Source organism: Dietzia sp. oral taxon 368 (assembly GCF_002999155.1).
Classification (GTDB): domain Bacteria; phylum Actinomycetota; class Actinomycetes; order Mycobacteriales; family Mycobacteriaceae; genus Dietzia; species Dietzia cinnamea.
Window position 1 is genome coordinate 1759022 of the sequence record NZ_CP027238.1, and the last position, 24511, is coordinate 1783532.

Consider the following 24511-nt stretch of genomic DNA (forward strand, 5'->3'; position numbering starts at 1 on the left):
CTCAGAAAAGCGAGGTCGGTTCATCTCGTTTGTCGTTGGCGTACGCACAGTGGTCCGACAGCGGGCACATGCTGCACCGAGGTTGGTCGATGGTACAGACCGACGCCGCGAGCTCGATGAGACCGAGCTGGGCGTCACGCGACTCCTCACCTATACCGACCAGTCTGGCGACTGCCAGTCGGCCGTCGGTCAGCTTGTTGCGCTTGTCGACGTCGTTGCCCAGGAACCGACTGGCCACCCGGAGAATGCCCTTTCCGGTGAGAATGGGCTCCTCTGATTCCAACCCGTTCTCGTCGGTTGTCGGCACGGCCAGCTCGGCCAGGTCCGCGATGGACGCAGGGATCGTCGGAAGGGCGGTGCGGTCGATCGTCGGCGACCAGAGGGCATCCGGGGCATCGGCCATCTGTCCGGCCAGCTCACCGAGCTGGTCCGCGCGCGTCGAGCGTCCGACTCCCTCGGCCATGTTCTTGAGGATGGCCAGGGCGTCGTCCGCGGGAAGGGAGCCTCGGGGGACGTCGAGCGCTGCGATGGCGGGGAAGAAGCTGCGCGTGACGGTCCGTGACGCTCTGGCGAGGAGGATCTCACTGGCGACGAAGACCCACCGCGAGCCTGATCGGAACCAGGGGAGGGCGAGGTCGTCCACTCCGCGCCCCCGGTACCAGGTTGCCATCCTCGCCGATATCTCGCGTGTGTTGAACGGCATCGACCGGCCGGCAGCCAACGCTGATCTGATCGACTTGCCCACGGTCTCGGCGACCAAGGGGGGGACCGCGTTACCGATCTGCTTGAAGGCGGCGGACGGTGGTCCCGAGAAGCGGAAGTAGTCGGGGAAGGACTGGATGCGCGCGGCCTCGCGGACGGTGAGCGTCCTCGGCTGGCGGGGGTGGATGTACCAGTACCCGTCCTTGGCGATGTGCGCGGTGATCGTCCTCGAGAGGTCGTTCTCGTCGAGACGCTTGTACTTGTCGTCGAAGATGTCGTTGCGGTACCGCTGGTGCTCGGGCGCGAGGTCGGAATATTTGGTCTTGTGCGTCATGGTCTCGAACGCCGCACGATCGTCTTCACGAACCGGACGGGTTATGTGGTCGAACACCTTATGGGCGTCCGCACCCGCCACACCGCGCCGCATCCTCTGTTGATACTCGGTTACCGGACCGTCGTAATCCGCCCAGCCCTCGGCGCCACCCTCGGGGCGCCAGCCGCCCTCGACCTCGGGAAGCTCCCCGATCGCGTTCCACAGTGTCGTCTTGGTAGGGGCGTCGGCGGGCCACTCGAAGGCGACGCCGTCTCGCAAGGCGACCACGAGGAGGCGCTGACGCATCTGGGGAACGCCGTACCTCCACGTCTCCACGATGCGGGTGTGGACGGAGTAGCCGTCCTGTTCCAGCTCTTCGACGATCGACCGAAAGATGAACATCTCGCGGTCGAGTGCGAGGTCCGGAACGTTCTCCATGAGCACAGCGCGAGGCCGCGCGCTTCCGACGATCTCGAGGAATGAGCGCCAGAGATCCCGCCGTTCATCGTGGGGATCACGTTCTCCGAGCTGGACGCGGTGTCGGATCATGGATCGGCCGGCCTTGGAGAACGGTTGGCAGGGCGGGCCGCCGGCGATGATCTCGACCCGGGCCTCCTTGATGAGGCCCGCGACGCGTTCGACGACGTCCGCGTCCGCGAGATCCCAGTCCAGGGACAAACCCGCGAAGTGGTGGGCGTGGGTGCGGACAGCGGCTTCGTAGTGGTCTGCGCCGAGCACGACGTCGTAGCCGGCCTCCTCGAGACCGAGACTTATCCCTCCGGCGCCGGAGAAGAGGTCCGCAGCGAGATGCGCGCCACGCCCCCGCAGCGATTTGGTGAGACGCTTGAATTCCCCGACGTCCGCGGCGTGGTGCTCGTGCGGAGGCAGATCGAGGAACGGGCCGCGGATGAGTTTGACGCCATACGGCGTCGCCTTTCGGACCACGTGTCGCTCCTCTGTACGGGTGAATGACCCTCTACCGGAGAGTAGGCGCCACCCACGACATCGCGAAAAAACGGGGGCTCTCGCTACGAGTGTCGGAAGCAAACATTAGTATTCGGTAAGCAATTTTGACAAAGCTGGGAGGGCAAGTGTCATTCGAGGTCTCGGACGTCGACATCGAGGACTACCAGGATCAGGTCGACCTGGGTAAGTCGCCCGACCAGATCATCCGGAAGTTCGTCGCCCGCGGGCGAAGCGAGGAGCAGGTGCAGGCGATCCGCGCGGCGTTCGAGATCAGGGCGGGAAAGATCCGGAAGATGGAGTCGGTCGGGGTCATCTCCGCGCGAACGGAGAAAACCGGGACGTGGTACTCCGGAGTCCAGCTGGAAGACGTCGCCTGGCCGATGCTGCGCGCTCGGCTCGAATCGCAGCTGCCGACGGACGCCGTCCAGTCCATTCATGAGGCCTCGGACCGCGTGCTCGCGGAACTCGGCGCACCGGCCATCCCCGGGCGTGAGCTCCGCGGGCTCGTCCTCGGGTTTGTCCAGAGCGGGAAGACCACCAGCTTCATGTCTGTGATCGCCAAGGCGGCGGATCGCGGATACCGCTTCTTCATCGTCTTGTCCGGGATCACGGAGAATCTCCGGAGTCAGACGCAGCGCCGCATCGATGAGATGCTGATCGAAGGCAATCCGCAGTTCGTGACTCTCACGAATTCCGAGTCCGACTTCGAGGCGCCGGAACAGTTGAGCAAGATCGCAGCGGGGACCGACCTGAGGCTGATCGCTGTGGTGAAGAAGAACCCGCACCGTCTCAAGCGCCTTCTCGACTGGCTGAAGAGCGCTCAGCGAGATGCCGACGCGTTCCCGATTCTGATCATCGATGACGAAGCCGATCAGGCCAGCATCGACGTAGGTCAGGGTCGCGTCTCACGGATCAACAGCCTCATCCGGCAGCTTCTTGAGTTCGAGAGGTCGGGTTACATCGCCTATACCGCGACCCCGTTCGCGAATGTGCTCATCGATCCCGAGAACGCCAACGACCTGTACCCGAAGGACTTCATCGTCGATCTTCCCAAACCCGAGAACTACTTCGGCTCGGCTGAGCTCTTCGGGCGTGGGCTATTGGAGACCGATGAGTCCGAACCGGTCGACGGACTCGACGTGATCAGGTCGATCCCCGAAGAGCATGTCGACGAGGTGCGTCAGCCCCGCGGGAAGGGGGCGGTCGAATCGTGGGATCCGTCGGTACCGGATTCACTGCTCACCGCGCTGCGTTGGTTCATCCTGGCGACCGCGGCGAGGCGGGTGCGAGGAACGGGGAACAAGCACTCCACGATGCTCATTCATACCTCGATGCTGGGGCGGGCCCACGAAAAGCTGGCGGAGGTTGTCTCGGAGGCGATCGAAGCGGAGGCGGCCCAGCTCCGGGCCGGCTCGGCTCGACCACATCTCCGCGGCCTCTGGGCATCGGAGAGCGCGGCGATCGACTCTGCTCGCTTCGGAAACAGGCCGATCACGTTCGAAGCCCTGGAGAATGAGCTCGACGGCGTATTCGCGGATCTGCGGCTGGTGATCGATAACTACAGGTCCTCCGACAGACTGCACTACGGAGATGAGCCCCAGGCCGTGGTGGTGATCGGTGGCAATACACTGTCGCGCGGACTCACTCTCGAGGGGCTCGTGACCAGCTATTTCGTGCGAGCCTCGAACGCCTATGACTCCCTTCTCCAGATGGGCCGGTGGTTCGGGTACCGGAGGGGGTACGAAGATCTGCAGCGGGTATGGATGACAGACGAGCTGAACGAGTTCTTCGTCGATCTCGCAACGGTGGAAGAGGAGTTCCGCCAGTTCGTTAAGCAGTATGAGTTCGAAACGACCCCGGCGAAAGTCCGTCCAGTTATAAGGACGCATTCTTCCTTGCTCGTCGCGGCAAGGAACAAGACCAGATCCGCGCAGCGCGTCTTCGTCAGCTTCTCGCAGGAGGTGCTGCAGACTATTCTCTTCGAGCACCGAGACGCCGACTGGCTGCAGGCGAACAAGACGGCGACGTCCGAGTTGCTCTCCACGGCCGAATCGCTGGTCGGGCCGTGGCGCCCCTCGGGGATGACGGCATCCGCGAAGCTATTCCGTGACGTTCCGGTCGAGGCGGTATTCAGTTTCCTCGAGATGTACGAGTTCCACCACGCCGCCACCCGGATGAAGGGCGAGCTGATCGGTAAGTACATTCGCAAGCAGAATGAGCTATCGGCTCTACGAAAATGGAACGTCGCTGTGATGAGCAGCCCGAGTGGACGCCACGAGCCGATCGAACTCGCGCCCGGAATGGAGGTGGTGCCCGTCGAGCGTTCGAGGATGAAGCATCAGAACGGGAATCACGCCAACATCCGGACGTTGATCGGATCAATGGACCGCTTGGTTGATCTGGACGTCACTGCAGAGCAGAAAGAGTCGCTGCTGAGGGGTGACCTGTCGACCCCCGCGAAGAACCGACTCCGAGAGGAGCACGTCGGAGATCGAGGCCTCTTGATCGTCTATCCGATCGCAAAGGACTCGTCGCCGAAGTTGGACTACGCGGATACGAAAAAGGACTCGCAGAAAACGAGTCTCGATGCTGTTGACGACGTTGTCGGCGTCGCTTTCCAATTCCCGAAGGCGCATGACATCGGGTCCGCTGTCGAGTACATCTCAGTTCCACCGCCCGTTGAGGACTTCGAGGTGGACGACGTGTTCGCGCTCGATTCGGCCGATGAGGTTTACAAGTGACGCACGATGAGGTCCGAGAGCCGTCCAAGTCGACCTTCGCGTTTCTTGAAGCGGCGTTCAACCGCGGGGATATCGTCGTGCGTGAGACAGGCGTCGACGCTGAAGCCGGACCGATACGTCACGCGATAGATCCAGCAGGTCGCCGCATTCTCATGATCCCTATCTCGGAAGACGAGTTCGACGCCTTCGTCGACGACAGCGCCGGAACATCGGTCTCTCTCCGGCGAGAGAGATATGCAGAGGGGAATCGCATCGAGCCCTTCCTGGTGTTCCGATGCGAACCGGCATTTTTGCGCGACACATTCGCCGCGTTCATCGACGATGTTCTCGACGAGTTCGAATCTGGAGCGTCCGTCTCCAGTGGGTCGCCCGGGGCGGCTCGAGTGGTGCTCGACCGATGGAGGCGACTGTTCGCAACGCGCGGTGCGGGGCTGTTGGCCGACAAGAAAATCGTGGGCTTGGCAGCTGAGCTGCGCGTGCTCGTCGCACTTCTGCGTGAAATCGGCCCGACTGCCCTGGAGTCATGGAGCGGACCAGACGGTGCGGATCACGACTTCGTGCTGTTGGATTGCGCTATCGAGGTGAAGGGAACTCAGAGAAAGACGGGTATGGAGGTGGAGATCAACGGGGTCGGACAGCTCGACGTCCCTGACGATCGCCCGCTTTTCCTGGCTGCGGCGCGGGTCGCGTTCTCCCCGGCCGGCGACGTCTCGATTCCAGCGCTGGTGGATGCCGCTCTGGAACTCGGGGCGGAATCCGAGTCCTTCGCGGAGAAGCTAGAAGCGGTGGGGTATCACCACTCCCGCGCAGATGACTACGAGAAGAAGAAGATGGATTTCCTGGAGGATCGCTTCTTCCGGATCGTCGCGGATTTCCCGCGTATCGACCGCGCGAGGCTCCGCGATATCCCACATTCAGACAGAATCCGCAACGTCACCTATCTGCTCGACCTCACAGCCCATGAGACGGTAACGGGGTCCCTTGACGCCTACGACATCCATTCCTTCCTCGAGGAGATTCTGTGAAACCGCTTTTCAGGTGGTCAGAGCCGTTCGGCGCGCACGGCGGTTTTCACGCCCATTCCGCAGGGCAGACTCTCGGACGTCCGGACCTCGACCACCATTCTCTGCTCTTCCGAGAATCCGTCCAGAATAGCTGGGACGCCCGGAAGGATGAGCGACACGGGATCACGTTCCGGATGGACCTCCTCAAGCTGCCGGTGGCCGCGCGCCGAGCGTTGTTCGAGACGGTGCTGGCGGACTCTCCGGCGGCGTTGCACTACGAGAGAATCGGTCCTGAGCAGGCGTCGTCTCTGCTCGTCATCTCGGACCGCAGGACACGTGGTCTCGGAGGTCCGACGCGATCCGATGTGGCGTTCAGCGGACGCAAGGACTTCGTCGGCCTCGTGCGCAATATCGGGAGGAGCCAAGACAAGGCCGTGGGGGGAGGCACGTACGGCTTCGGGAAGGGGATTCTGTTCGAGACGAGCGCGGTGGGCACGATCGTCATCTACACCAGAACCCGCTTCGAGAACAGGCTTCAGAGCCGTTTCATCGCGGTCGGTATCGGCGATGACTACGAAGAGGCGGCGAAGCCGTATACCGGACGTCACTGGTGGGGGCGTCCAGACTCTGACGTGGGAGCCGAGCCGTACCTCGATACAGAAGCGGATGCCTACGCTGAGGCCATCGGCCTGGATCTCCTCGGTACGGATACCGGGACGGCCATCGGGATCGTCGCTCCGACCATCGATGGCGAGCTGATAGAAGCCGGGGACGTGGAGCGGCTGGCGAACGCCGCACTGGAGTGGGCGTGGCCGCACATGGTTGGAGAGCGTGGGAGGCCGACGATTCAGTTCGGGTTCAGTGCGGATGGCACGGAGCTGGCAGTACCGGAACCGAAACGCCATCCGCTGTATAAGCACTACGCGCGGGCGTACGAACTGGCGATCGCCGCAAATGACGCGAACACCCGTTCGTCGAACAAATTCGTCGACAAGTATCCGGATCTGGTCGCGAGGATATGGTCCGAGCGTCCGAAATTGGCATCCGGCAGTCTCGCAGTCGCCAGATTCACCCCGAGGGGCCTTGCGATCGATGAACCGAAGCTGTCGAAGGTGGCGTTGATGCGCAACCCTCGTTTCGTCGTGAAGTACATGGCGGTCGAACGCGATCCTTCCGATCTCGAGATGGCCGGGGTGTTCATCGCGGACCCGGGAGTGGATGAGCAGTTCGCCAAATCTGAACCGGTCGCCCATGACGACTGGCAGCCGGTCAGCCTCGGCAATCACCAGGCCAACATCGTCCGGATCACTCTGAACCGCATCAAGAAGATGTTCAGTGACAGGGGCGCCGGGAGCGTGAACGACCGACCTGAAGAGCGGCACCTCAAGGGCGTCGCCGCGCTTTCCGCTGCCCTGGGGGACGTCGTCTCGGGAATCGAGGGCGGTGGCCCCAGAGTGCAACGACCGTCCCCCCGCCGGCCTCGGAAGCCGGCGACGAACACCAAGCCACCGCTGGCACATTCGGCGCTCGTTGAAGCTGTCCAGCTGAAAGTCGCTGACGGCGCGACGGTGGCCGAGTTCACGGTCAGATTGCGGGTTGCGGAATCGCCTCTACCCGTCAAGTTCACCGCGACACCGAAGGTTGTTCTGGACGGGGGTGGTCTGGAGTCGATCAACGGCGTTCTCGGGTGGAAGGAATCCGGGGAAGAGGACGAGGCGGTCGGCGACCATCTCGTCTGGGAGGTGCCCGGTGAACATCTGGTGACCGTGTCGTTCCCTCAGCCTGATCAAGCGCGATTGACTCTGGAGGTTCGCACCGAGGTGGTAGGGCAGTGATCACAACGGCGGGCTTTCTCGAACCAGATCCGGGCCTCTTCCAACTCGATGAACCTGTTTTCTCGGTGAACGGTTTCGAGGTCGCCGACTCTGAAGCTATCGAGGGCTGGGACTACTCGGTTGATCTCGGCGTCAGCTGGGAGGTGGAGATCGACAAAGTCCGACTCCTCGAAGAGTGTGGACTCGGCCCGTCAACCGACATCCGACTCGGATTCCGATGGCGTTCGAGCAAGACTAACCTCTATAGCTCGGGTCTGGGCGGAGCGGTGGTCCACGGAAGCAACCGCATTCGTGCGTCGATACCTTCCGACCGGACGGGAGGAATCCTGCGGATCTCCCTCTACGCACTCGTGATGTCGGTTGAGCCCACGGAGTGTTCGCCTCTAGCGGCCAAGCGCCCCGGCTCAATTTTGTGGGCCGAGGACAGGCAGGTGTTCCTCGAGGGTGTGGGTTCGCGATTCCCGCTCGTCGCTGTCGAGTTCCCGGCGGGAGAGATGCAGAAGGGGATGTGGGAATTCGACCCCACCTCCGTCGACCTCGGCGCGAGCGCCATGGGCAGCTTCAACTTGCGGCTCAACACGGCGCATCCTTCCGTCCGGAAGCTTCTCGATTCACCGAACGCGGCGGAATCGAAAGTGCTGCAGGCGATCCTCAAAGCGGACCTGCACCGTAATCTGATCAGCTGGGCGCTGCGCGAGGGCCCACAGATTCGTTCCTACGACGATGACACCATCGGCGGCGTTCTCTGGGCGACGTTCCGCCGTTACTTCGCAGAGGCGGACTTTGAAGAGATGAGCAGTGCGATGGAGACGACTCCTTGGCGCGTAGAGGCGCGCATCCAAGCGGTGACCTCGGAGCCGGCGAAATGACGCGGGAACTGTCCTATCCCCGCATTCCGACTCAGGTAGCGATCGGGCTTCTGAGGGAATTCGAGGGGAAGAGCCTGGACGACCTCCGACAGTCATCTGCGACTGATCACCTTCGGGCCTACTTTCATCCGAATCACCCCTTCCAGGTGGAGGAGGAGACGCTGGAGACGCTTCGCGCCGGCGTCGAGGTGATCGCCCGGAAGTATGGGTATCCGGATGAAGCGGGAGGAAAGAAGTCCCCCGGTGATTTCGACCGCGATGTCGCTGCCTATCTCGTCGAGATGATGAAGATCCTCCCGGTCGAGGCCGCCATCGACGAGGTCTGGAACTTCTTCACCCTTGTGTTACTGCCTCATGTCGGTATGTGGCGGTATCCGAACAAGCCCGGCGACTACGAATACGAGCGTCTCATCGGTAAGCCCCGAAACGTGTTCCGCAAGCTATGGTGGCGGGCGTACGTGCTCGGTCCCGAACTGTCGAACAAACTCGGTGAGGACGAAACGGTCGGCATTATGGAGCGGTCCTCCGTCGGTGGGAACGTTCAGTTGGCGCGTGCAATCGTCCGATCGCATGATCGCGTGCGCTCCCAGTTCGACGGAGCGCTGTCTTCGTCAGAATTTCTCCGAACTGCCATGGTCAGAATCCGTGCGATTAACTCGGTTCGTGGGCTCACCTTTCTTCCGGATGACGTGCTGCAGCGAGAGATTGACACAGTGTTCAACGAGGTCCGTGATGCTTACATCAAGGCAGTCGAATCCGGTCAGGCTAAGTCGGGTCGCCACCTGAGGCGGCTCGTTGCATCAGGTGCTTTCGGATAGTCGAGGCGACGTGGTCCGGGTCCTCGTGTTCCCAGTAGCGGAGAACGGTCCAACCCCTGGCGCGGAGCAGCTCGTCAGTCCGCCTGTCCCGCTGGGCATTCGCGCGAAGCTTGTCGGACCACCATTCCCTGTTGTTCTTGGGCAGGGTCCCGTGGTCGGGGCAACCGTGCCAGAAGCAGCCATCGATGAAGACCGCCAGCTTCCGATTCCTCCACCCGATGTCCACTCGGAAACGCTGATCAGGCAAGGGGCGGAAATCGACCCGGTATCGGATCCCGGCGGCGTGAAGCAGTCGTCGAACCGCCATCTCACACCCGGTATCGCGTCGCTTCTGCCGAGCCATGTTGGCTCTGACAGTTTCCGAAGAGGCGGCCGGGCGCCCGGTCCGCGGGTGGGAGTGTCCGGGTTCTGGTGCCATCAGGTGGAGGGGCCGGCCGTCGTAGACCAGGAGCCGAACACGCCCACAGGGCATGAACCCTTGCTGGATCTCCCCCTGCGTGGAGTGCTCAATGGCCCCGACGCGGTGGTGCGAAAGATGCTCGACGTGCGCACCTCGAAACCGTGTCCTGCCGCACCGCTGAACTGCCGACTTGTGGTCACAGTGAAATTCTACGGAGTGAGTACGAGCGGGTGTCGGGCTTCGTCGGCGACGCTCGGGCGGTCACTGGTCCGGCTCTCACCCGGCCATATCGCCCCAGTCGGTGAACCCCGACGGATCGTGGCGGCCCAGGTTCGCGTGCTCGAACAGGCCCCAGCCCACGGAACCGTTGCAGGTCGCGCGGGCCACGTGGTCGACGGTGTTGAACGGCAGCATCGCCACCACATCGGGCGAAGTCATGTCGTAGGTGACCGACTCGCTCCAGTCGCGGCCCATCCAGCGGCCATGGGACCACGCCGGGTCGCCCACGTACCCCGAGCCCATGCTCAGCGGCACGCCGCCGAGCGTCTCGACCTCCAGCAGCAGCGGCTCGCCGCGCGGCGTGGTGAGGTGCAGACGAGCACAGTCGGGGTGACGGGTGCCGCTGCGGTAGTCGACCTCCATCCGCGGCCAGCCCAGCTGCTCGATCCGCCCGTCGGCGAACACCCGACTCGCGTGGTTGAGCGTGCGGTGCCCGTCGGGGCTCTCCTGCAGGATCACGACCATTGCGTAGTCGTCGAAGCGCAGCGGAACGTAGGTCCACCAGAAGCCCTCCCGCGGCTCGGCCGCCCACCGGCCGGCGGGATCCGACTCGCCGCTCGGCCGGATGCCCCACGAGCGGTCTCGCGTCCCCAGCCACACGTCGGGATCCACGGCGAAGTCGCGCCCGTCGACCGAGAGCGTTCCCGACCAACTGCCCACCTGCGCGAAGCGGCTCGCATCGAGCATCGCGCGGGTGCCCTCGAGCAGGACGTGTCGGTCCTCCAGCACCGCGTCGAACGAGCCCTCCCACGTCATCTCCAGCGACAGGTCCGGGTGCTCGCACACCAGCCGCAGAGTGCGCAGCGGTTCGATCACCTCGATCCGGAACCCGCCCACCGCGGGCGCGAGCGACCGGGAGTCGAGGGCGTCGGAGAACCGCACGGATCGCTGGGTGTCGCCGTGGCGGACGGTGACGAACGCGTCCACGACCCCTAGGTTGGGATACACACCGAACCCCGTCACGAGAAACACGTCGCCGGTGCGGTCGTACGCGTTGAAGTAGTAGCGGTCGTAGAAGTTCCGGTCGCTCGTGCCGACCTGGGCCATCGGCAGCGGCGTCTGGTGGACGGGGAACTCGTCGAGCGGGGTGGGTTTCACGTGGATCCTCGGGTGGTGCCGTGGGACGGGCGAGATCAGTCGGCGATCAGGCGGGCGAGCATGGGGTGGTGGAGGACGTACTCGTCTGGGTGGGAGGGGGCCTCCTGCTCACCGAAGTGGATACGACGACGAGTGATCCGCGACAGGATGATGGCCTGCCGAAGCCCGGCGTAGACGTAGTAGAACGGCAGGTCCCGGACGGTGGAGCCGGTCAGCTGCTCGTACTGCTCGACGACCTCGGAGTGGTCGAACACATCCGGGATCCCGGGGAAGCCGAAGGTCACCGCGAGGTCCTGGAACAGGTCGTGGAAGTACAGGAACCATCCGAGGTCGACCTCAGCGGACGCGATGGTCGCCATCTCCCAGTCCAGGACGGCGGTCGGGGCGGTGCCCTCGTAGAGGATGTTGCCGATCCGGGCGTCGCCCCAGCTCAGCACGTCGGGGCCGGTCTCGGCGGGCCAGTGGTCCTCGATCCAGTCGAAGGCCCGCTCGATGAGCGGGATCCTCAGCCCGTCCTCGCGGGTCGTCCACTCGTAGTAGGCGCGCTGCTCGTCGACGTGGGCGCGCAGGGCGCTCACGCCGGGCGCCGGGGCCAGCGCCGGCAGGAGGTTGGCGGGCGTGGGGATGCGGTGGATCTCCGCGAAGACCGCCACGGACTCGCGCTGGAGCTCGGCCCGCTGCTCGGGGGTCATCTCGAGTAGCCAGCCGTCGAAGACGTACGGGGGATTGTCGACCGGCGCCTGACCGGAGGCGCGGTCCATCACCAGGAACGGCGCTCCGAGCACAGCCGGGTCCTGCTCGAGCCAGCGCACTCGCGGCACCGGCAGATCGGTGGCCTCGCCGACCGTCCGCATCACGTCGAACTGCTTCTGTAAGTCGTAGACGGGGAACACTGGGAAGGCGTCGTCCAGCGGGCACATCCGCGCGACCAGGTGCGCAGACCGCCGTTCGGACGGGCCCGCCGGTGCGCTGGCCCCGGCCGGGGTCCACGTGGCGTCGAAGAGCACTGAGATGTTGGACATCCCCGAGCTCTCCGGTCGGCTCACCGCCGTGACCTCGACCCCGGCTGCAGCGTCGCCCTCGTCGCGCTCGGCCAGCCAGATCGTGAGGCGCTCACGGAATTCGTCGAGATCGGCCTCGCCGGAGGTGACCCGCTGGTGGAGCGGCTCATCTGAGCGTGGCTGCGTCATGTGATCGGACCTCATGTGCTCGGACCCTTCGTGCGGATCTGATGCGCGGGCGGGACCCCGCGCCGAGCCCAGTGTGACCCAAGGCACAGGGACGGAGGCCCGAAACGCCAACGCCCGCAGGCGGCCACGGGGTGTGGGACGGGAACCTCGTCGTCGTCGTCGTTCCGTTCCGGTCCCACGCATCACCGACGGCGGCACCCGTGTGACCCACGCCCGTCACGGGGGCGGGCGCGGTTGGCACCGATCCGTGACCCGTCACGGACCTCGCCGTATCGGTAGCCTCGACACACGAGCCGCGGATGTTCGCGGCGGTAACGGTGAGCTACGAAAAGGTGTGTTGTGTCGGTCCCCTTGAGCATTCTCGACCTGGTCTCCATCTCCGAGGGCGCCACCGCGCGTGACGGCATCGCCGCGTCGATGGAGTCGGCCCGCCTCGCCGACCGGCTGGGTTTCTCGCGGCTGTGGTTCGCCGAGCACCACAACACTCCCAACCTCGCCTCGAGCGCCACGTCGCTGCTCATCTCGCAGGCGGCATCGGTGACCGAGCGGATCCGCGTCGGCTCCGGCGGCGTCATGCTGCCCAACCATGCGCCGCTCATGGTGGCCGAGCAGTACGGCACACTCGCCAACATCCACGGCGACCGGATCGACCTCGGCCTGGGCCGCGCCCCCGGCACCGACGGCATGACCGCGCAGGCCCTGAGCCGCTCGTCGGCCGAGCCGCAGGCGTTCGCCCGCCACATCTACGACCTGCAGGGCTGGTTCGGCGAGTCCGGCACCGCCCACAGCATCCCCATCTTCTCCGCGGTCTCGCAGGGGATGGAGGTGCCGATCTGGGTGCTCGGCTCCACCGTCAACGGCGCCTCGATCGCCGGCCAGCTGGGCCTGCCGTTCTCGCTGGCCTCGCACTTCGCACCCGACCAGATCGATGACGCCATCCGCGTCTACCGCGACTCGTTCAGCACCGAGGCGCCCACCGCGCGCATCGAGAAGCCCCAGGTGATGGCCGGCATCAACGTGGTCGTCGCCGACACCGATGAAGAAGCCCAGCGCGAGTTCACCACGCTGCAGCAGATGTTCCTCGACCTCCGCGCCGGGCGCAGCCGCAAGATCCAGCCGCCCGTCGACCCCGCCCAGTTCGCCGGCGCCACCAACCCGATGCTCGACATCAGCGCTGTCGGCTCGCCCGACACGGTCAAGGCGCAGCTGGAGGAGTTCATCGAGCGCACCGACGCCGACGAACTCATCACCGTCACCTACGCCTACGACCCGGCCGTGCGGAACCGGTCGATCGAGCTGCTCGCCGACCTCTGGTTGTAGTCACGCGGCGCACCCGTGGAATTCCTCACCATACTGTTCCTCATCGGTATCACCGCCGAGGCGATGACCGGCGCGCTGGTCGCCGGTCGCGAGCGCATGGACCTGTTCGGGGTGGTGATCGTCGCGTGCGTCACCGCCATCGGCGGTGGCTCGATCCGGGACGTCCTGCTGGGCCACTATCCGCTCATCTGGGTGGAGAATCCGTCCTACCTCGCGTTGGTCGCGCTGGCCGCGGTCGTGACCGTGTTCGTCGCCCCGCTAATGCGGCACTTCAGGGTGCTCTTCCTCGGGCTCGACGCACTCGGACTGACCGTCTTCGCGATTTTCGGTTCCCGGATCGCCCTCGAGATGGGCCACGGCGTCCTCATCGCCGTCGCTGCCGCGGTCATCACGGGCGTGTTCGGGGGAGTCATGCGTGACCTGCTGTGCGACCGGGTGCCGCTGGTATTCCGGCAGGAGCTGTACGCCAGCATCGCCATTCTGGCCGCGCTCGTCTTTGTGGGCCTCAACGCTGCGGGCATCCCGGAGAACTGGAGCGCGGTGATCACCCTGGTCGTGGGGTTCGGCCTGCGCGTGGCCGCGATCCGCTTCAAGCTCGGACTGCCGGTGTTCGACTACTACCAGGAGGCCGAGCGCCGTCCACGTGGTCGTCGTCGACATCGCTGGAGTATCCGGGGCTCGTCGGAGGACCTGGACTGACACCGCGGACGCCCGGTCGACCGGAGGCGACCGGGCCCCGCCGCTGGTAGAACGGGGCATGGCCATCGACGCACTGGAACCCCACCCGCTCGTCCGACTACTCGGCACACCGACGGCCGACTTCACCGCAGCCGACCTTGTCCGGGCCGCCGAGCAGCTGGAGCTGAGCCAGGTCAACCTGCGCTACGTCGGCGGCGACGGCCGTCTCAAGACCCTCGCCTTCCCCATCAACTCGCGCGAGCACCTCCACGAGGTGCTCACCCGCGGCGAGCGAGTGGACGGCTCGAGTGTCTTCCCCGGCACCGACACCGAGGCCAGCGACGTCTACATCGTCCCGCGCCACCGCACCGCCTTCCTCAACCCCTTCGGGGAACGCACCTCACTCGACGTGCTCTGCTCGTTCTACGCACCCGACGGCACGCCGCTGCCCTACGCGCGCGAACAGGTCGTGCGCCGCGCCGCCGAGATGTTGACGCGGGAGACCGGCATGACGCTCGAGGCCTTCGGCGAGCTGGAGTACTACCTCGCCGCCGATCCCGAGCCGATCTACCCCGTCGAATCCGAGCGCGGCTACCAGGAGTCGGCGCCCTTCTCCAAGCACGAGCGGGTCCGCGAGCAGGTGCTGGGGCACCTCCGCGAGATGGGGGTCGCGATGAAGTACGTCCACGGCGAGGTCGGCAACATTCTGGAAGACGACCGACAGCTGGTCCAGCACGAGATCGAACTCCAGCCCGTCCCCCTGGAGCAGGCCGCCGACGCCATCGTCCTGACCAAATGGGTGGTGCGTCAGGTCGCCTACGCCCACGGCCTCGAGGCGACCTTCGCCCCACTGGTGAGCGGCGACGGCGCGGGCAACGGCCTGCACATCCACAGCCGCCTGGTGCGCGACGGCACCAACGTCATCGTCGACGACGCCGGCATCACCGACACCGCGCGCAGACTGATCGCCGGCTACCTCTCGACCGCCCGGGCACTGTCCGCGTTCGGCAACACCGTCCCCACTTCGTACCTGCGGTTCGCCGAGGGCGACGAGTCGCCCGAGGACATCTGCTGGGGCATGCAGGACCGCACCGGCCTGGTCCGGGTCCCGCTGGCCTGGGGCGGCAACGTCCTGGGCGACATGGTCGCTCACGCCAACCCGGGCAGCTCCGAGCCGATCCCCGAGCCCGCCACGCACCCCCAGACCGTCGAGTTCCGACTCGCGGACGGCTCCGCCGACGTGCACCTGCTCCTGGCGGGTATGGCCGTGGCGGCCAGGCGCGGGCTCGACGACCCGGGCAGCCTGGAGCAGGCCGAGCGCCTCAACGCCGCCGACGGCGAGGACTTCGAAACCCTGCCCACCTCGTGCGCGGAGTCGGCCGACGTGCTGGAGGCCGAGCGCGAGATGTTCGAGGCCGACGGTGTGTTCCCCGCCGCGCTCATCGACTCGGTGCTCGCGGGGCTATGCGGTGATGACGACGATGACGATGACGATGACGACGACGACGAGGTGGGCGACTCCGGAAGCGGCGACGCAGACCGCGAGGAGCTCATCCGCCGTCACTGGCACGTCGGCTGAACCCGCCCGGTCGGCGAGGTGGCCCGGGGGAGCGGGCCTGCCCCCTGCCCGTCCGCTACGACTCGGGCTCGAGCAGTTCGGAGATCAGCGCGCTGACCCGCCGCTTGATCTCGTCACGGATGGGCCGGACGGCCTCGATTCCCTGGTCCGCCGGGTCCGCCAGCTCCCAGTCCTCGTACCGCTTGCCGGGGAAGACCGGGCACGCGTCGCCGCAGCCCATGGTGATGACCACGTCTGACGCGCGGACGGCGTCGGTGGTGAGGACCTTCGGCGTGGCCGAGGTGATGTCGACGCCGTCCTCGGCCATCGCCTCGACGGCGACCGGGTTGATCTGATCCTTGGGTGCCGACCCGGCGGACAGGACGTCGATGCGTCCTCCGGCCAGGTGGGACAGGTAACCGGCGGCCATCTGGGAGCGCCCGGCGTTGTGGACGCAGACGAACAACACCCGGGGCCTGGACTCGGTCAGCTCGGCGAGCAGGGTGCGGACGCGGCGATCGATGTCGTCGCGGACCAGACGCATCCGCTCCATGCCCTCGATGCCCCGGTGCGACGGCTCGTCGGTGCGCCAGATTTCGAGCGCGCTGACCTCGTCGTCGTCGATCTCCCCGGCGGCCTCGTCGCCCAGTACGATCACCCGGTCCACCTGTCGCAGCAGGTCGGGGTCGACGGCCGTGGGGGTCTCGCCGGACATGTCGGCGCCGACCTCGGCGACCGCCTCCGCGGACAGCGCGTTGACCGCCGAGCCGGGCTTGGTGCCCGCCGAATGGACGGCGACGGCGTCACCGGCGTGCAGGCGCATGAGCGCCGCCGCCATCTGGGACTTGCCGCCGTTCTTCACGCACACGAACAGAACGCTGGGGAGGTGGTGCGCCTGCTGCTCGGCGGTCATGAGCGGGTCCCGGTCACCGAACGATCGGGCAGCGTCGGGTCGCCCGGGAAGAGTTTCGGTCCGGCCCACAGGGCGACGTAGACGAGCCCGATGAGGACCGGGACCTCGATGAGCGGCCCGACCACGCCCGCGAGGGCCTGGCCGGACGCGATGCCGAAGGTGCCGATCGACACCGCGATCGCCAGTTCGAAGTTGTTGCCCGACGCGGTGAAGGCCACGCTGGTCGACTTCGCGTAGTTCAGTCCCACCGCCCGCGAGGCGAACAGGCTGACGAGGAACATGAGGACGAAGTACAGCAGGAGGGGCACGGCCATCCGCGCCACGTCGAGCGGCTGGGACGTGATGGCATCGCCCTGCATGGCGAACAGCAACACGATCGTGAACAGCAGCCCGTACAGGGCCCACGGGCCGATCCGGGGGAGGAACGTCTCCTCGTACCACTCCCGGCCCTTGGCCCGCTCGCCGAACACTCGGGTGAGGAAGCCGGCCAGTAGCGGGATGCCGAGGAACACCAGCACCGAGAGCACGATCGCCCACACGGCGAACTCGGCCGTCGTGGTCTCCAGCCCCAGCCAGGAGGGCAGCAGCTGGAGGTAGAACCAGCCCAGGGCGCCGAACGCCACGACCTGGAACACCGAGTTGATCGCCACCAGCACCGCGGCGGCCTCCCGGTCCCCGCAGGCCAGGTCGTTCCAGATGAACACCATGGCGATGCAGCGGGCCAGGCCCACGATGATCAGCCCGGTACGGAACTCCGGCAGGTCGGGTAGGAAGACCCACGCGAGGGTGAACATGAACGCCGGACCGGCGATCCAGTTGAGGAACAGCGACAGCGTGAGCAGTTTCCGGTCACCGGTGACCCGGTGGGTCTCGTCGTAACGGACCTTCGCGAGGACCGGGTACATCATCACCAACAGGCCGATGGCGATCGGGACGGAGATCCCGCCGATCTTCACCGAGTCCAGCGCCCGGTCGAGGCCGGGGATGAACCGTCCGAGCAGCAGCCCGACGGCCATCGCCGTGAGGATCCAGAGGGCCAGCCAGCGGTCGAGGAACGACATCTTCTTGGCGACCGGTGCCACGCCGGGACCGGTCATCATGGTGCTCATCCGGGGAAACGTCCTTAGATCGATGATTGTCTATGGGGGAGGCTAGGCTGACATATCGGTGAGTGTCAATGTATCTTCGGGGGCAGGTGAGGTGGACGATGACAACAGTGGAACCCGGCCTGTCGGCGCCGGAGCAGGACGCGTGTTGTTCGATGTCGGCGGGGCCGGTGGACGCTCCCACCGCCGAGCGGATGTCGGCGCGACTCAAGGCGCTCGCGGACCCGATGCGGCTGCGCCTCCTGTCGCATATCGCGGCGCAGGGGTGTGACTCGGTGTGCGCATGCGACCTCCTCGAAGTGGTCGACATCAGCCAGCCCACGATCAGTCACCATCTCAAGAAGCTCGTCGAGGCCGGGTTGCTGGTGCGCGAGCAGCGCGGCAAGTGGGCGCACTACTCGGTGGTGCGCGAGTCCTTCGACGACCTGCGCAGCTTCCTCGACTTGTCCTGACCGGGCGCGACGACGCGGTGGGGAGCCCGGTGGGGAGCCCTGGCGACAGTCGGTTACCCGGTGCGGCCGTAGGGCGTGATGACCGCGGCCCTGTGGTGCTCGCGCATGGCGCGGAAGCGCGCGGAGGAGTCGAGCAGCGAGCGGTTGCCCAGGGTGGTGGCCAGGCGGCCCTCGGCGAGTTCTGTGGCCGGGTGGACGGCGTGTCTGAACTGGTCGGCGAGGTAGTCCGGCCGCCCGTACACCGACATATGGCGGGCGGCGTGGGCCGCTGAGGCGTCGATGCCGGCCCAGTTGACGGCCCACCCGGCGTGGCGGAACATCTGGTCGAGGAAGACTCGCTGAGTGCGGCTGTTCCCGTCGCGGAACGGGTGTACGAGGGTGAGCTCGGACCAGTGCTCGACGATGGTGTCGGTGGCCGCGTCGGGGTCGGTGGTGCTGGGCGGTCGGGTGGCGATCTGCCGGAAGACCCGGTCGAGCTCGTCGGGCAGGAACTGCGGGCGGGCATGAGGGATGCCGAGGGCGCGGGTGTCGACGGTGCGGAGCTCGCCGGCCCAGTCGAAGATGTCCTGGAGGATGTAGAGGTGGATCGCGCGGAGGTGCTCGAAATCGAATCGACCCTCCAGCGGGCTGAGTTCCAGTTCCACGACCCGGAAGAAGGCCAGGTCGCGCTCGTATTCCGCCAGCTCGGCGGGGTCGGAGATGCCCAGCCGGTTACGCAGAACCCCCGAGGGTTCCTTGTACGGATCTCGGGGGTTCGTGGGCGTGAGGGCAGCGTCAGGGAGCGGTGCGCTCACGCACCGCGGCGCGGATCTCGGCGAGAGCCCGGTCGCGGGTGAGGAGCCCGTCGGCGAACCGGCGGGTGATCTCGAGGGCCTCGGGTGACGGCTCCATGCCGGCCATGCGATGGCCGGCGGCGGCTCCTGCGAGTGCCTGGTCGGTGGTCGGGCGGATGCGGGTGGCCACACAGTCTCCTTGCATCGACGTGCAGCCGATTCTACCTGCTCAGCGGCACTAGAGGGCATCTGTGACCCGAACTGTGCGGCGAGACCTCGACGGTGATGGGGGTGACCGGCACTCAGCGCTCCCGACGGGGTGTTCGGACGAGCCGGTCGGTGCCGCCGCCCCGCCGGTGGTGCCACGCCTCGATGCGATCCAGGACGATGCGATCCAGGACCACGACGACCACTGCGACCCACAGCACGGATACGCACCAGCCCGCGATCACGTCGCTCGGGTAGTGGACTCCCAGGTACATCCGCGAGACCCCGACGGCGAGCACGTACACCGCCCCCGCGACCACGGCACTCCACCTCCACCGCGTCCCCCAGCCCAGGACCACCAGCGACGCCGCGAGCGCCATGCTGGCCATCGCATGGCCGCTCGGGAACGAGTAGGAGTTCTCCGTGACAAGGTGTTCCCAGAAATCGGGGCGGGACCGCTGGAAGACCGATTTGAGCGCGGTGTTGAGCAGTGTCGATCCGACGACCGCCGCCGCCAGCAGCGTGGCGTTCCGCCGAGAGCCGCGGCACCACAGCGCCACCGCCGCTCCGGTCGCAGCCACCGGGACCACGACGATCCCCCCGAGCAGCGTCACCGCCTCCATCACCGCCGTGAGCGAGGGGGTCGACACCGAATGGAGCCACAGCATCACCGGTCGGTCGAAGGGGAAGATCTCCTGCTCGGCCACGTCCTCCGCGAGCAGGACGAAGAACAGGAGTGGGAGGAAGAAGGCGAGCCCGGCCACCGCGAGAGCCGACACCGATCTGCGTGCCAGGCTCCGGCCGACGAGGTTCCCGTCCCGGTCGGTTCCCCGGTCGGCCACCGGCTCGACTTCCGGGTCGGCTTCTGGGCCGGTGTTGTCAGACGTCACGCTGACCAGCCTAGGGAGGTTCACCGAGAGCACTCGGATCGGACGAGCCCGGATCGGCGCGAGCGAGTGCTCCCGCCACGGCCCGTTGATCGGTACTCTGCTCCCACCACCGCCCGAGCTCACCCGCACAGCGGTCCGCCGCCCTGTGTGCCCGGTGGCCGGCGAGCTGTGGTGCTCGACGGTGTGGAAGGGGTCCCTCGAATGGACGATCTCGGTCGCGGTGCGTCACTGCACGCCCTTGAACCGCCGCCCTCGCCGGAGGCGGGATTCTCCACTCGCCGTCGGGTGCGGACGGGCGACGTCGATCCCCCAGCGCAGGCTCCGGCTGGACAGCGTCGCCCGCTACCTCCAGGACATCGCCGCGGACAACCTCGACGCCACCGGTCATGCCCGGACCGACCCGTTCTGGATCGTGCGCCGAACTGTGATCGACGTGATCGAACCGATCTCGTGGCCGGCCACCGTCGGACTCCAGCGGTGGTGCTCCGGCCTGTCCAGCCGGTGGGCGAACATGCGCGTGCGGCGGCTGACCGTCGAGGACTCCGAGAACCCTGAGGACCCCGACGGCATGCCAGCACCCGGCACCGCGGCACCCGGCCCCCCGACTCTCCGAGGCGGGCTGGTGGAGACCGAGGCGTTCTGGATCAACGTCACCGCGGCCGGGTTGCCCGCCCGGATCAGCGACTCCGGCATGGCCAGCCTGGCCGGCACCACCGACATCCACCGCCTCCGGTGGGCCGGCCTGACGCAGGGCTGCCCACCTGAGCGGCCCGGCGAGCCGCAGGACAGGCCGCACCTCCTGCGCAGCACCGACTTCGACCCGCTGCAGCATGTCAACAACGACGCGTATCTGGCGGTGGTCGAAGACGAGCTCCAGCAGCACGCAGACCTGCTGCAGCGCCGTCACCGGGTCGTCATCGAGTACCTCCGCCCGGTGACACCGGGGGCGACGATGACCGTCCGCCGCCGACGCGCGGGGGGACCGGCTCGAGCTGTGGTTGATGGTCGACGGCGTCGTGGCTGCCTCCGTCCTCGTCACCCCGATTCCCGCCGCCTCCGCCAGCCCCACCGCCTCCGTCAGGTACCGACCGCAGGAGTGACCTGCGCGCTGGGGTCGTCCCGCCGGAGGGCGGTCACCGGCCCCGACTCGAACCACCCCGGTGCGCGCCGCCCGAACTCGGCCGGCGACAGCGCCCCGGCAACCGCGGGCACCCGGCCGAGCACCGGAACCCCGGTCAGGCGGGGCAGGTCCTCGAGGTTGCAGCGCTCGGCGAGGTCCGGGTCGGCCGGCCAGGACCCGATGACGATCCCCGCGCACCGCAGACCCGCCGCCTCGATCGCGCGGACGGTGAGCTCGGTGTCCGACAGCGTGCCCAGTCCGGCCCTCGCGACCACGATGACCGGGGCGTCGAGTGACCGGGCGAGGTCGAGGACGGTGAGGCCGGCACCGAGCCGGACGAGCACGCCGCCGGCGCCCTCGACCAGATCCAGACGCCCGCGTGCAGGTCCGGAGGTCGCCGGGGAGTCGGGCACCGACCCGCCGGGCGCGCGGAGCCACGCGCGGATCGGATCGATCAACTCGGGCAGCGTGGACTGCGGCAGGCCGGCGACGCGGGCGGCGGTCTCGGGTGCCAGCGGATCGGGCAGCCGACGGACCTCCAGCACCCGCCGCACACCGGACAGGCGCGCGGCCTCGTGGGCGTCCCCGGGCTCGTCCGGCCCGACCCCGGTCTGGATCGGCTTGCAGATCCCCACGTCCAGGCCCTCCGACAGGCCGTGGGCGGCCAGCGCGGCGGTGGCGACGGTCTTGCCCACGTCGGTGCCGGTGCCGGTCACGACGACCGGCGTGCCCGTCACGCCGACACCCCGTCAAGCCGCGTGGAGACCGTGACCCGATGCCCGTGCTCGTCGAGCACTCGCGCGAGCACGTCGCTCGCGCGCTCGAGGTCGGCGCCAGACAGGTCCGCACGGGCGGTCAACCGCAGTCGGGCGGTGCCCTCGGGCACCGAGGGCGGCCGGAAGCAGCCCACGCGCACGCCCAGCTCGAGGCACCGGGCGGCCGCCGAGACCGCGCGGGCGGGGTCACCGAGGATCACCGACACCACCGCCGAACTCGGTTGCTCCGCCCCCGTCACGGCGGCCAGGCGCTCGGCCACCTCGAGCACCCGGGCGGCACGGGTGGGCTCCTCGCGCAGGACTCCCAGCGCCGCGCGGGCCGCGCCCACGGCGGACGGGGCGAGGCCGGTGTCAAAGATGAAGGTGCGCGCGGTGTCCACCAGGTGGCTGCGGACGCGCTCCGAGCACAGCGCCACCCCGCCCTGGGAGCCGAGCGCCTTGGACAGCGTCGCCGTGACCACCACGTCCTCCTGCCCGCTCAGCCCCAGCTCCTCGACGAGGCCGCGACCGCCGCTGCCGCGCACGCCCAGGCCGTGGGCCTCGTCCACCAGCAGCACGGCCCCGTGCGCGCGGCTCGTGCCGTGCAACGCCAGCAGCGGGGCCAGCTCCCCGTCGGCGCTGTACACCGAGTCGGTCACGACCAGCGCGCGTTCCTCGGAGCGCGCGGCCAGCGCACGGGCGACCGCGGCCACGTCACCGCGGTCGACGACCACGACCCGCGCCCGCGACAGGCGGCACGCGTCCACGAGCGAGGCGTGGGAGCCGCCGTCGGAGACTATGAGCGACCCCCGCCCCGACAGCGCCACGACCGCGCCGAGGTTGGCGGTGTAACCCGAGGAGAACACCAGCGCCGAGGGCTGGCCGCAGAACTCCGCGAGTTCGCGTTCGAGCGCGAGGTGGTCCTCGGTGGTGCCGGTGACCAGGCGCGATCCGGTCGCACCCGCGCCCCAGCGGCGGGTCGCCGCCACGGCGGCCTCGATCACCTCGGGGTGACGACCGAGGCCGAGATAGTCGTTGGAAGCCAGGTCGATCACCCCGTCGTCGGCGGGCCGCGGGCGCAGGACACGATGCAGGTCCCGGGCGGCCCGGTCGGCGGCGGCGTCGTCGAGCCAGTCAAGAACGGGGGACCGCCGCGCGCTCATCGGCCCGCCCCCGCAGCCGCTCCGGCCACCGCGGCCGCACAGATCAGGTCGATCTCCTCATCCGTAGAGGTGTACGGAGGCATCGTGTATACGAGGTCCCGGAAGGGGCGTAGCCACACGCCGTGGGAGGTGATCGCGCTCGTCGTCGTCGTCATCTCCACCGGCCGGTCCAGCTGCACCACACCGATCGCGCCCGACACCCGCACGTCCACCACGCCCGGCAGCTCGCGCGCGGGCGCGAGGCCGCGCCGAAGTCCCGCCTCGATGCGCGGCACCTGCTCGCGCCACTCGCCGGCCTCCACCAGATCCAGGGACGCGCACGCCACCGCGCACGCCAGCGGATTGCCCATGAACGTCGGCCCGTGGGCCAGGCCGCCCGCCTCGCCGGCGCTGATCGCCTCGGCCACGTGGTCGGTGGTCAGCGTCGCGGCGAGGGTGAGATACCCGCCGGTCAGCGCCTTGCCCACGCACATCACGTCCGGCGCGACGCCCGCGTGGTCGGCCGCCCACAGCTCGCCGGTGCGGCCGAAGCCGGTGGCGATCTCGTCAAAGATGAGCAGCGCGCCCGTCTCCTCGGCGAGCCGACGCAGATCGCGCAGGTAGTCGGGGTGGTGGAAGCGCATCCCGCCGGCGCCCTGGACGACCGGCTCCACGATGATCCCGGCCAGCTCGCCCGAGTGCTCGCGGATCACCCGCTCGAGCTCCGCGACATACGCCGCGTCGTAGTGGGCGGGCGGTGCGGGCGCGAAGACCTGCTCGGCCACGACGCCGCGCCACATCGCGTGCATGCCGCCCTCCGGGTCGCACACGCTCATGGGCGTCAGGGTGTCGCCGTGGTAGCCGCCGCGCCACGTCGCCAGACGGGTCCGCCCGGGGTGGCCGATCGAGCGCTGGTACTGAATGGCCATCTTGGCCGCGACCTCTACGGACACAGAGCCCGAGTCGGCGAGGAAGACCTTGTTCAGCGCGCCGGGGGCGAGGCGGGCGAGCCGCGTGGCCAGCTCGACCGCCGGTTCGTGCGTGAGCCCACCGAACATCACATGGCTCATCGTGTCGATCTGCCGGTGCGCGGCCGCGTCGAGGTGTGGGTGCCGGTAACCGTGGATCGCCGCCCACCACGAGCTCATGCCGTCGATGAGCTCGCGCCCGTCGGCCAGCCGCAGCCGCACACCCTCCGCCGAGACCACCGGCAGTGGCTGGGTGCTCGCGGGGAACCCGCCGTAGGGGTGCCACACGTGCTCGGCGTCGGCGGCGAGAAGGGCGGCGGTGCGCGCCTGCGCGGCGTCGGCGGCGAGGAGGGCGGAGGGGGTGTCGACGACGACGAGGCCCTCGGAGCGGCGGAGGTGGACGGAGGCCGACAT

The 24511-nt window shown here is 67.6% G+C and carries 21 protein-coding genes and 2 pseudogenes; 10 read left to right on the forward strand and 13 right to left on the reverse strand.

All coding sequences use genetic code 11. From position 1 onward, the window contains the following. Position 1: 1 nt before the first annotated feature. A complete protein-coding gene (gene dcm, locus C3V38_RS08255) occupies positions 2–1960 on the reverse strand; it encodes a DNA cytosine methyltransferase (RefSeq protein ID WP_106385524.1) in 1959 nt (652 codons plus the stop codon). Positions 1961–2106: 146 nt separating this feature from the next. Here dcm and C3V38_RS08260 point away from each other — a divergent pair, with 146 nt between their 5' ends. From C3V38_RS08260 to C3V38_RS08280, 5 genes are read left to right on the forward strand one after another with little or no spacing between them, the layout of a single operon-like run. Next, positions 2107–4722, forward strand: a complete 2616-nt coding sequence (locus C3V38_RS08260; protein ID WP_106385525.1) for a Z1 domain-containing protein — start codon at positions 2107–2109, stop codon at positions 4720–4722. After that, on the forward strand, positions 4719–5747 hold the full coding sequence (locus C3V38_RS08265; protein WP_129591178.1) for a PD-(D/E)XK motif protein: 1029 nt from the start codon (positions 4719–4721) through the stop codon (positions 5745–5747). Before C3V38_RS08260 ends, C3V38_RS08265 begins: the two co-directional genes overlap by 4 nt. After that, positions 5744–7561 carry a hypothetical protein gene (locus C3V38_RS08270; protein WP_165001087.1) on the forward strand — a complete coding sequence of 606 codons (1818 nt, stop codon included), beginning with the start codon at positions 5744–5746 and terminating at the stop codon, positions 7559–7561. The genes C3V38_RS08265 and C3V38_RS08270 overlap by 4 nt, the downstream gene beginning before the upstream one ends. After that, positions 7558–8430 (forward strand): hypothetical protein, encoded by an 873-nt coding sequence (locus C3V38_RS08275; protein WP_106385528.1) that lies wholly within the window; start codon positions 7558–7560, stop codon positions 8428–8430. Before C3V38_RS08270 ends, C3V38_RS08275 begins: the two co-directional genes overlap by 4 nt. Continuing rightward, positions 8427–9248, forward strand: coding sequence for a hypothetical protein (locus tag C3V38_RS08280; protein ID WP_106385529.1), 822 nt, complete (start codon positions 8427–8429; stop codon positions 9246–9248). The genes C3V38_RS08275 and C3V38_RS08280 overlap by 4 nt, the downstream gene beginning before the upstream one ends. Here the strand turns inward: C3V38_RS08280 and C3V38_RS08285 are convergent. From C3V38_RS08285 to C3V38_RS08295, 3 genes are all read right to left on the reverse strand, one after another. Next, entirely contained in the window at positions 9196–9720 is a 525-nt protein-coding gene (locus C3V38_RS08285; RefSeq protein ID WP_311201251.1) for a very short patch repair endonuclease, read from the reverse strand. The genes C3V38_RS08280 and C3V38_RS08285 overlap by 53 nt on opposite strands. Positions 9721–9924: 204 nt before the next feature. Continuing rightward, positions 9925–11025, reverse strand: coding sequence for a hypothetical protein (locus tag C3V38_RS08290; RefSeq protein WP_174705770.1), 1101 nt, complete (start codon positions 11023–11025; stop codon positions 9925–9927). A gap of 35 nt (positions 11026–11060) precedes the next feature. After that, positions 11061–12215, reverse strand: coding sequence for a phosphotransferase family protein (locus C3V38_RS08295; RefSeq protein ID WP_254425925.1), 1155 nt, complete (start codon positions 12213–12215; stop codon positions 11061–11063). A 339-nt stretch (positions 12216–12554) separates the two neighbouring features. On the opposite strand from C3V38_RS08295, the gene C3V38_RS08300 reads away from it, so the two are divergent. The 3 genes from C3V38_RS08300 to C3V38_RS08310 are packed head-to-tail and all read left to right on the forward strand — an operon-like array spanning position 12555 to position 15792. After that, positions 12555–13535, forward strand: coding sequence for an LLM class flavin-dependent oxidoreductase (locus C3V38_RS08300; RefSeq protein WP_106385531.1), 981 nt, complete (start codon positions 12555–12557; stop codon positions 13533–13535). A 15-nt stretch (positions 13536–13550) separates the two neighbouring features. Then, entirely contained in the window at positions 13551–14234 is a 684-nt protein-coding gene (locus tag C3V38_RS08305) for a trimeric intracellular cation channel family protein (RefSeq protein ID WP_106385532.1), read from the forward strand. Positions 14235–14292: 58 nt separating this feature from the next. Next, positions 14293–15792 (forward strand): glutamine synthetase beta-grasp domain-containing protein, encoded by a 1500-nt coding sequence (locus C3V38_RS08310; RefSeq protein WP_106385533.1) that lies wholly within the window; start codon positions 14293–14295, stop codon positions 15790–15792. Between the two features lie 55 nt (positions 15793–15847). Here C3V38_RS08310 and C3V38_RS18040 read toward each other — a convergent pair whose 3' ends face one another. From C3V38_RS18040 to arsB, 3 genes and pseudogenes are all read right to left on the reverse strand, one after another. Continuing rightward, positions 15848–16240 carry an arsenate reductase ArsC gene (locus tag C3V38_RS18040; protein ID WP_371412148.1) on the reverse strand — a complete coding sequence of 131 codons (393 nt, stop codon included), beginning with the start codon at positions 16238–16240 and terminating at the stop codon, positions 15848–15850. 39 nt (positions 16241–16279) lie between these two features. Continuing rightward, a pseudogene (locus tag C3V38_RS18045) lies at positions 16280–16684 on the reverse strand (low molecular weight phosphatase family protein); the annotation flags it as partial. Beyond that, entirely contained in the window at positions 16681–17793 is a 1113-nt protein-coding gene (arsB, locus tag C3V38_RS08320) for an ACR3 family arsenite efflux transporter (RefSeq protein ID WP_106385535.1), read from the reverse strand. The gene arsB and the pseudogene C3V38_RS18045, both read right to left, overlap by 4 nt. A gap of 98 nt (positions 17794–17891) precedes the next feature. On the opposite strand from arsB, the gene C3V38_RS08325 reads away from it, so the two are divergent. Continuing rightward, positions 17892–18242: a helix-turn-helix transcriptional regulator gene (locus tag C3V38_RS08325; RefSeq protein WP_069390034.1), complete on the forward strand. Its 351-nt coding sequence runs from the start codon at positions 17892–17894 to the stop codon at positions 18240–18242. Between the two features lie 53 nt (positions 18243–18295). Here C3V38_RS08325 and C3V38_RS08330 read toward each other — a convergent pair whose 3' ends face one another. The 3 genes from C3V38_RS08330 to C3V38_RS08340 form a co-directional block, all read right to left on the reverse strand. After that, a complete protein-coding gene (locus C3V38_RS08330) occupies positions 18296–19036 on the reverse strand; it encodes a Fic family protein (protein ID WP_106385537.1) in 741 nt (246 codons plus the stop codon). Continuing rightward, entirely contained in the window at positions 19017–19205 is a 189-nt protein-coding gene (locus tag C3V38_RS08335) for an antitoxin VbhA family protein (RefSeq protein ID WP_067716182.1), read from the reverse strand. Before C3V38_RS08335 ends, C3V38_RS08330 begins: the two co-directional genes overlap by 20 nt. A gap of 112 nt (positions 19206–19317) precedes the next feature. Continuing rightward, the gene (locus C3V38_RS08340; protein ID WP_106385539.1) at positions 19318–20112 is read right to left on the reverse strand and encodes a phosphatase PAP2 family protein; all 795 of its coding nucleotides are present in this window, start codon (positions 20110–20112) and stop codon (positions 19318–19320) included. A 220-nt stretch (positions 20113–20332) separates the two neighbouring features. Between C3V38_RS08340 and C3V38_RS08345 the strand changes: the two are divergent. Further along, positions 20333–21010: pseudogene (locus tag C3V38_RS08345) on the forward strand (acyl-ACP thioesterase domain-containing protein); the annotation flags it as partial. Positions 21011–21189: 179 nt separating this feature from the next. Here the strand turns inward: C3V38_RS08345 and bioD are convergent. The 3 genes from bioD to C3V38_RS08360 are packed head-to-tail and all read right to left on the reverse strand — an operon-like array spanning position 21190 to position 24511. Beyond that, entirely contained in the window at positions 21190–21969 is a 780-nt protein-coding gene (gene bioD / locus C3V38_RS08350; protein WP_106385540.1) for an ATP-dependent dethiobiotin synthetase BioD, read from the reverse strand. Continuing rightward, positions 21966–23150 (reverse strand): 8-amino-7-oxononanoate synthase, encoded by a 1185-nt coding sequence (locus C3V38_RS08355; RefSeq protein ID WP_106385541.1) that lies wholly within the window; start codon positions 23148–23150, stop codon positions 21966–21968. The genes bioD and C3V38_RS08355 overlap by 4 nt, the downstream gene beginning before the upstream one ends. Beyond that, positions 23147–24511, reverse strand: a complete 1365-nt coding sequence (locus tag C3V38_RS08360) for an adenosylmethionine--8-amino-7-oxononanoate transaminase (protein WP_106385542.1) — start codon at positions 24509–24511, stop codon at positions 23147–23149. Before C3V38_RS08360 ends, C3V38_RS08355 begins: the two co-directional genes overlap by 4 nt.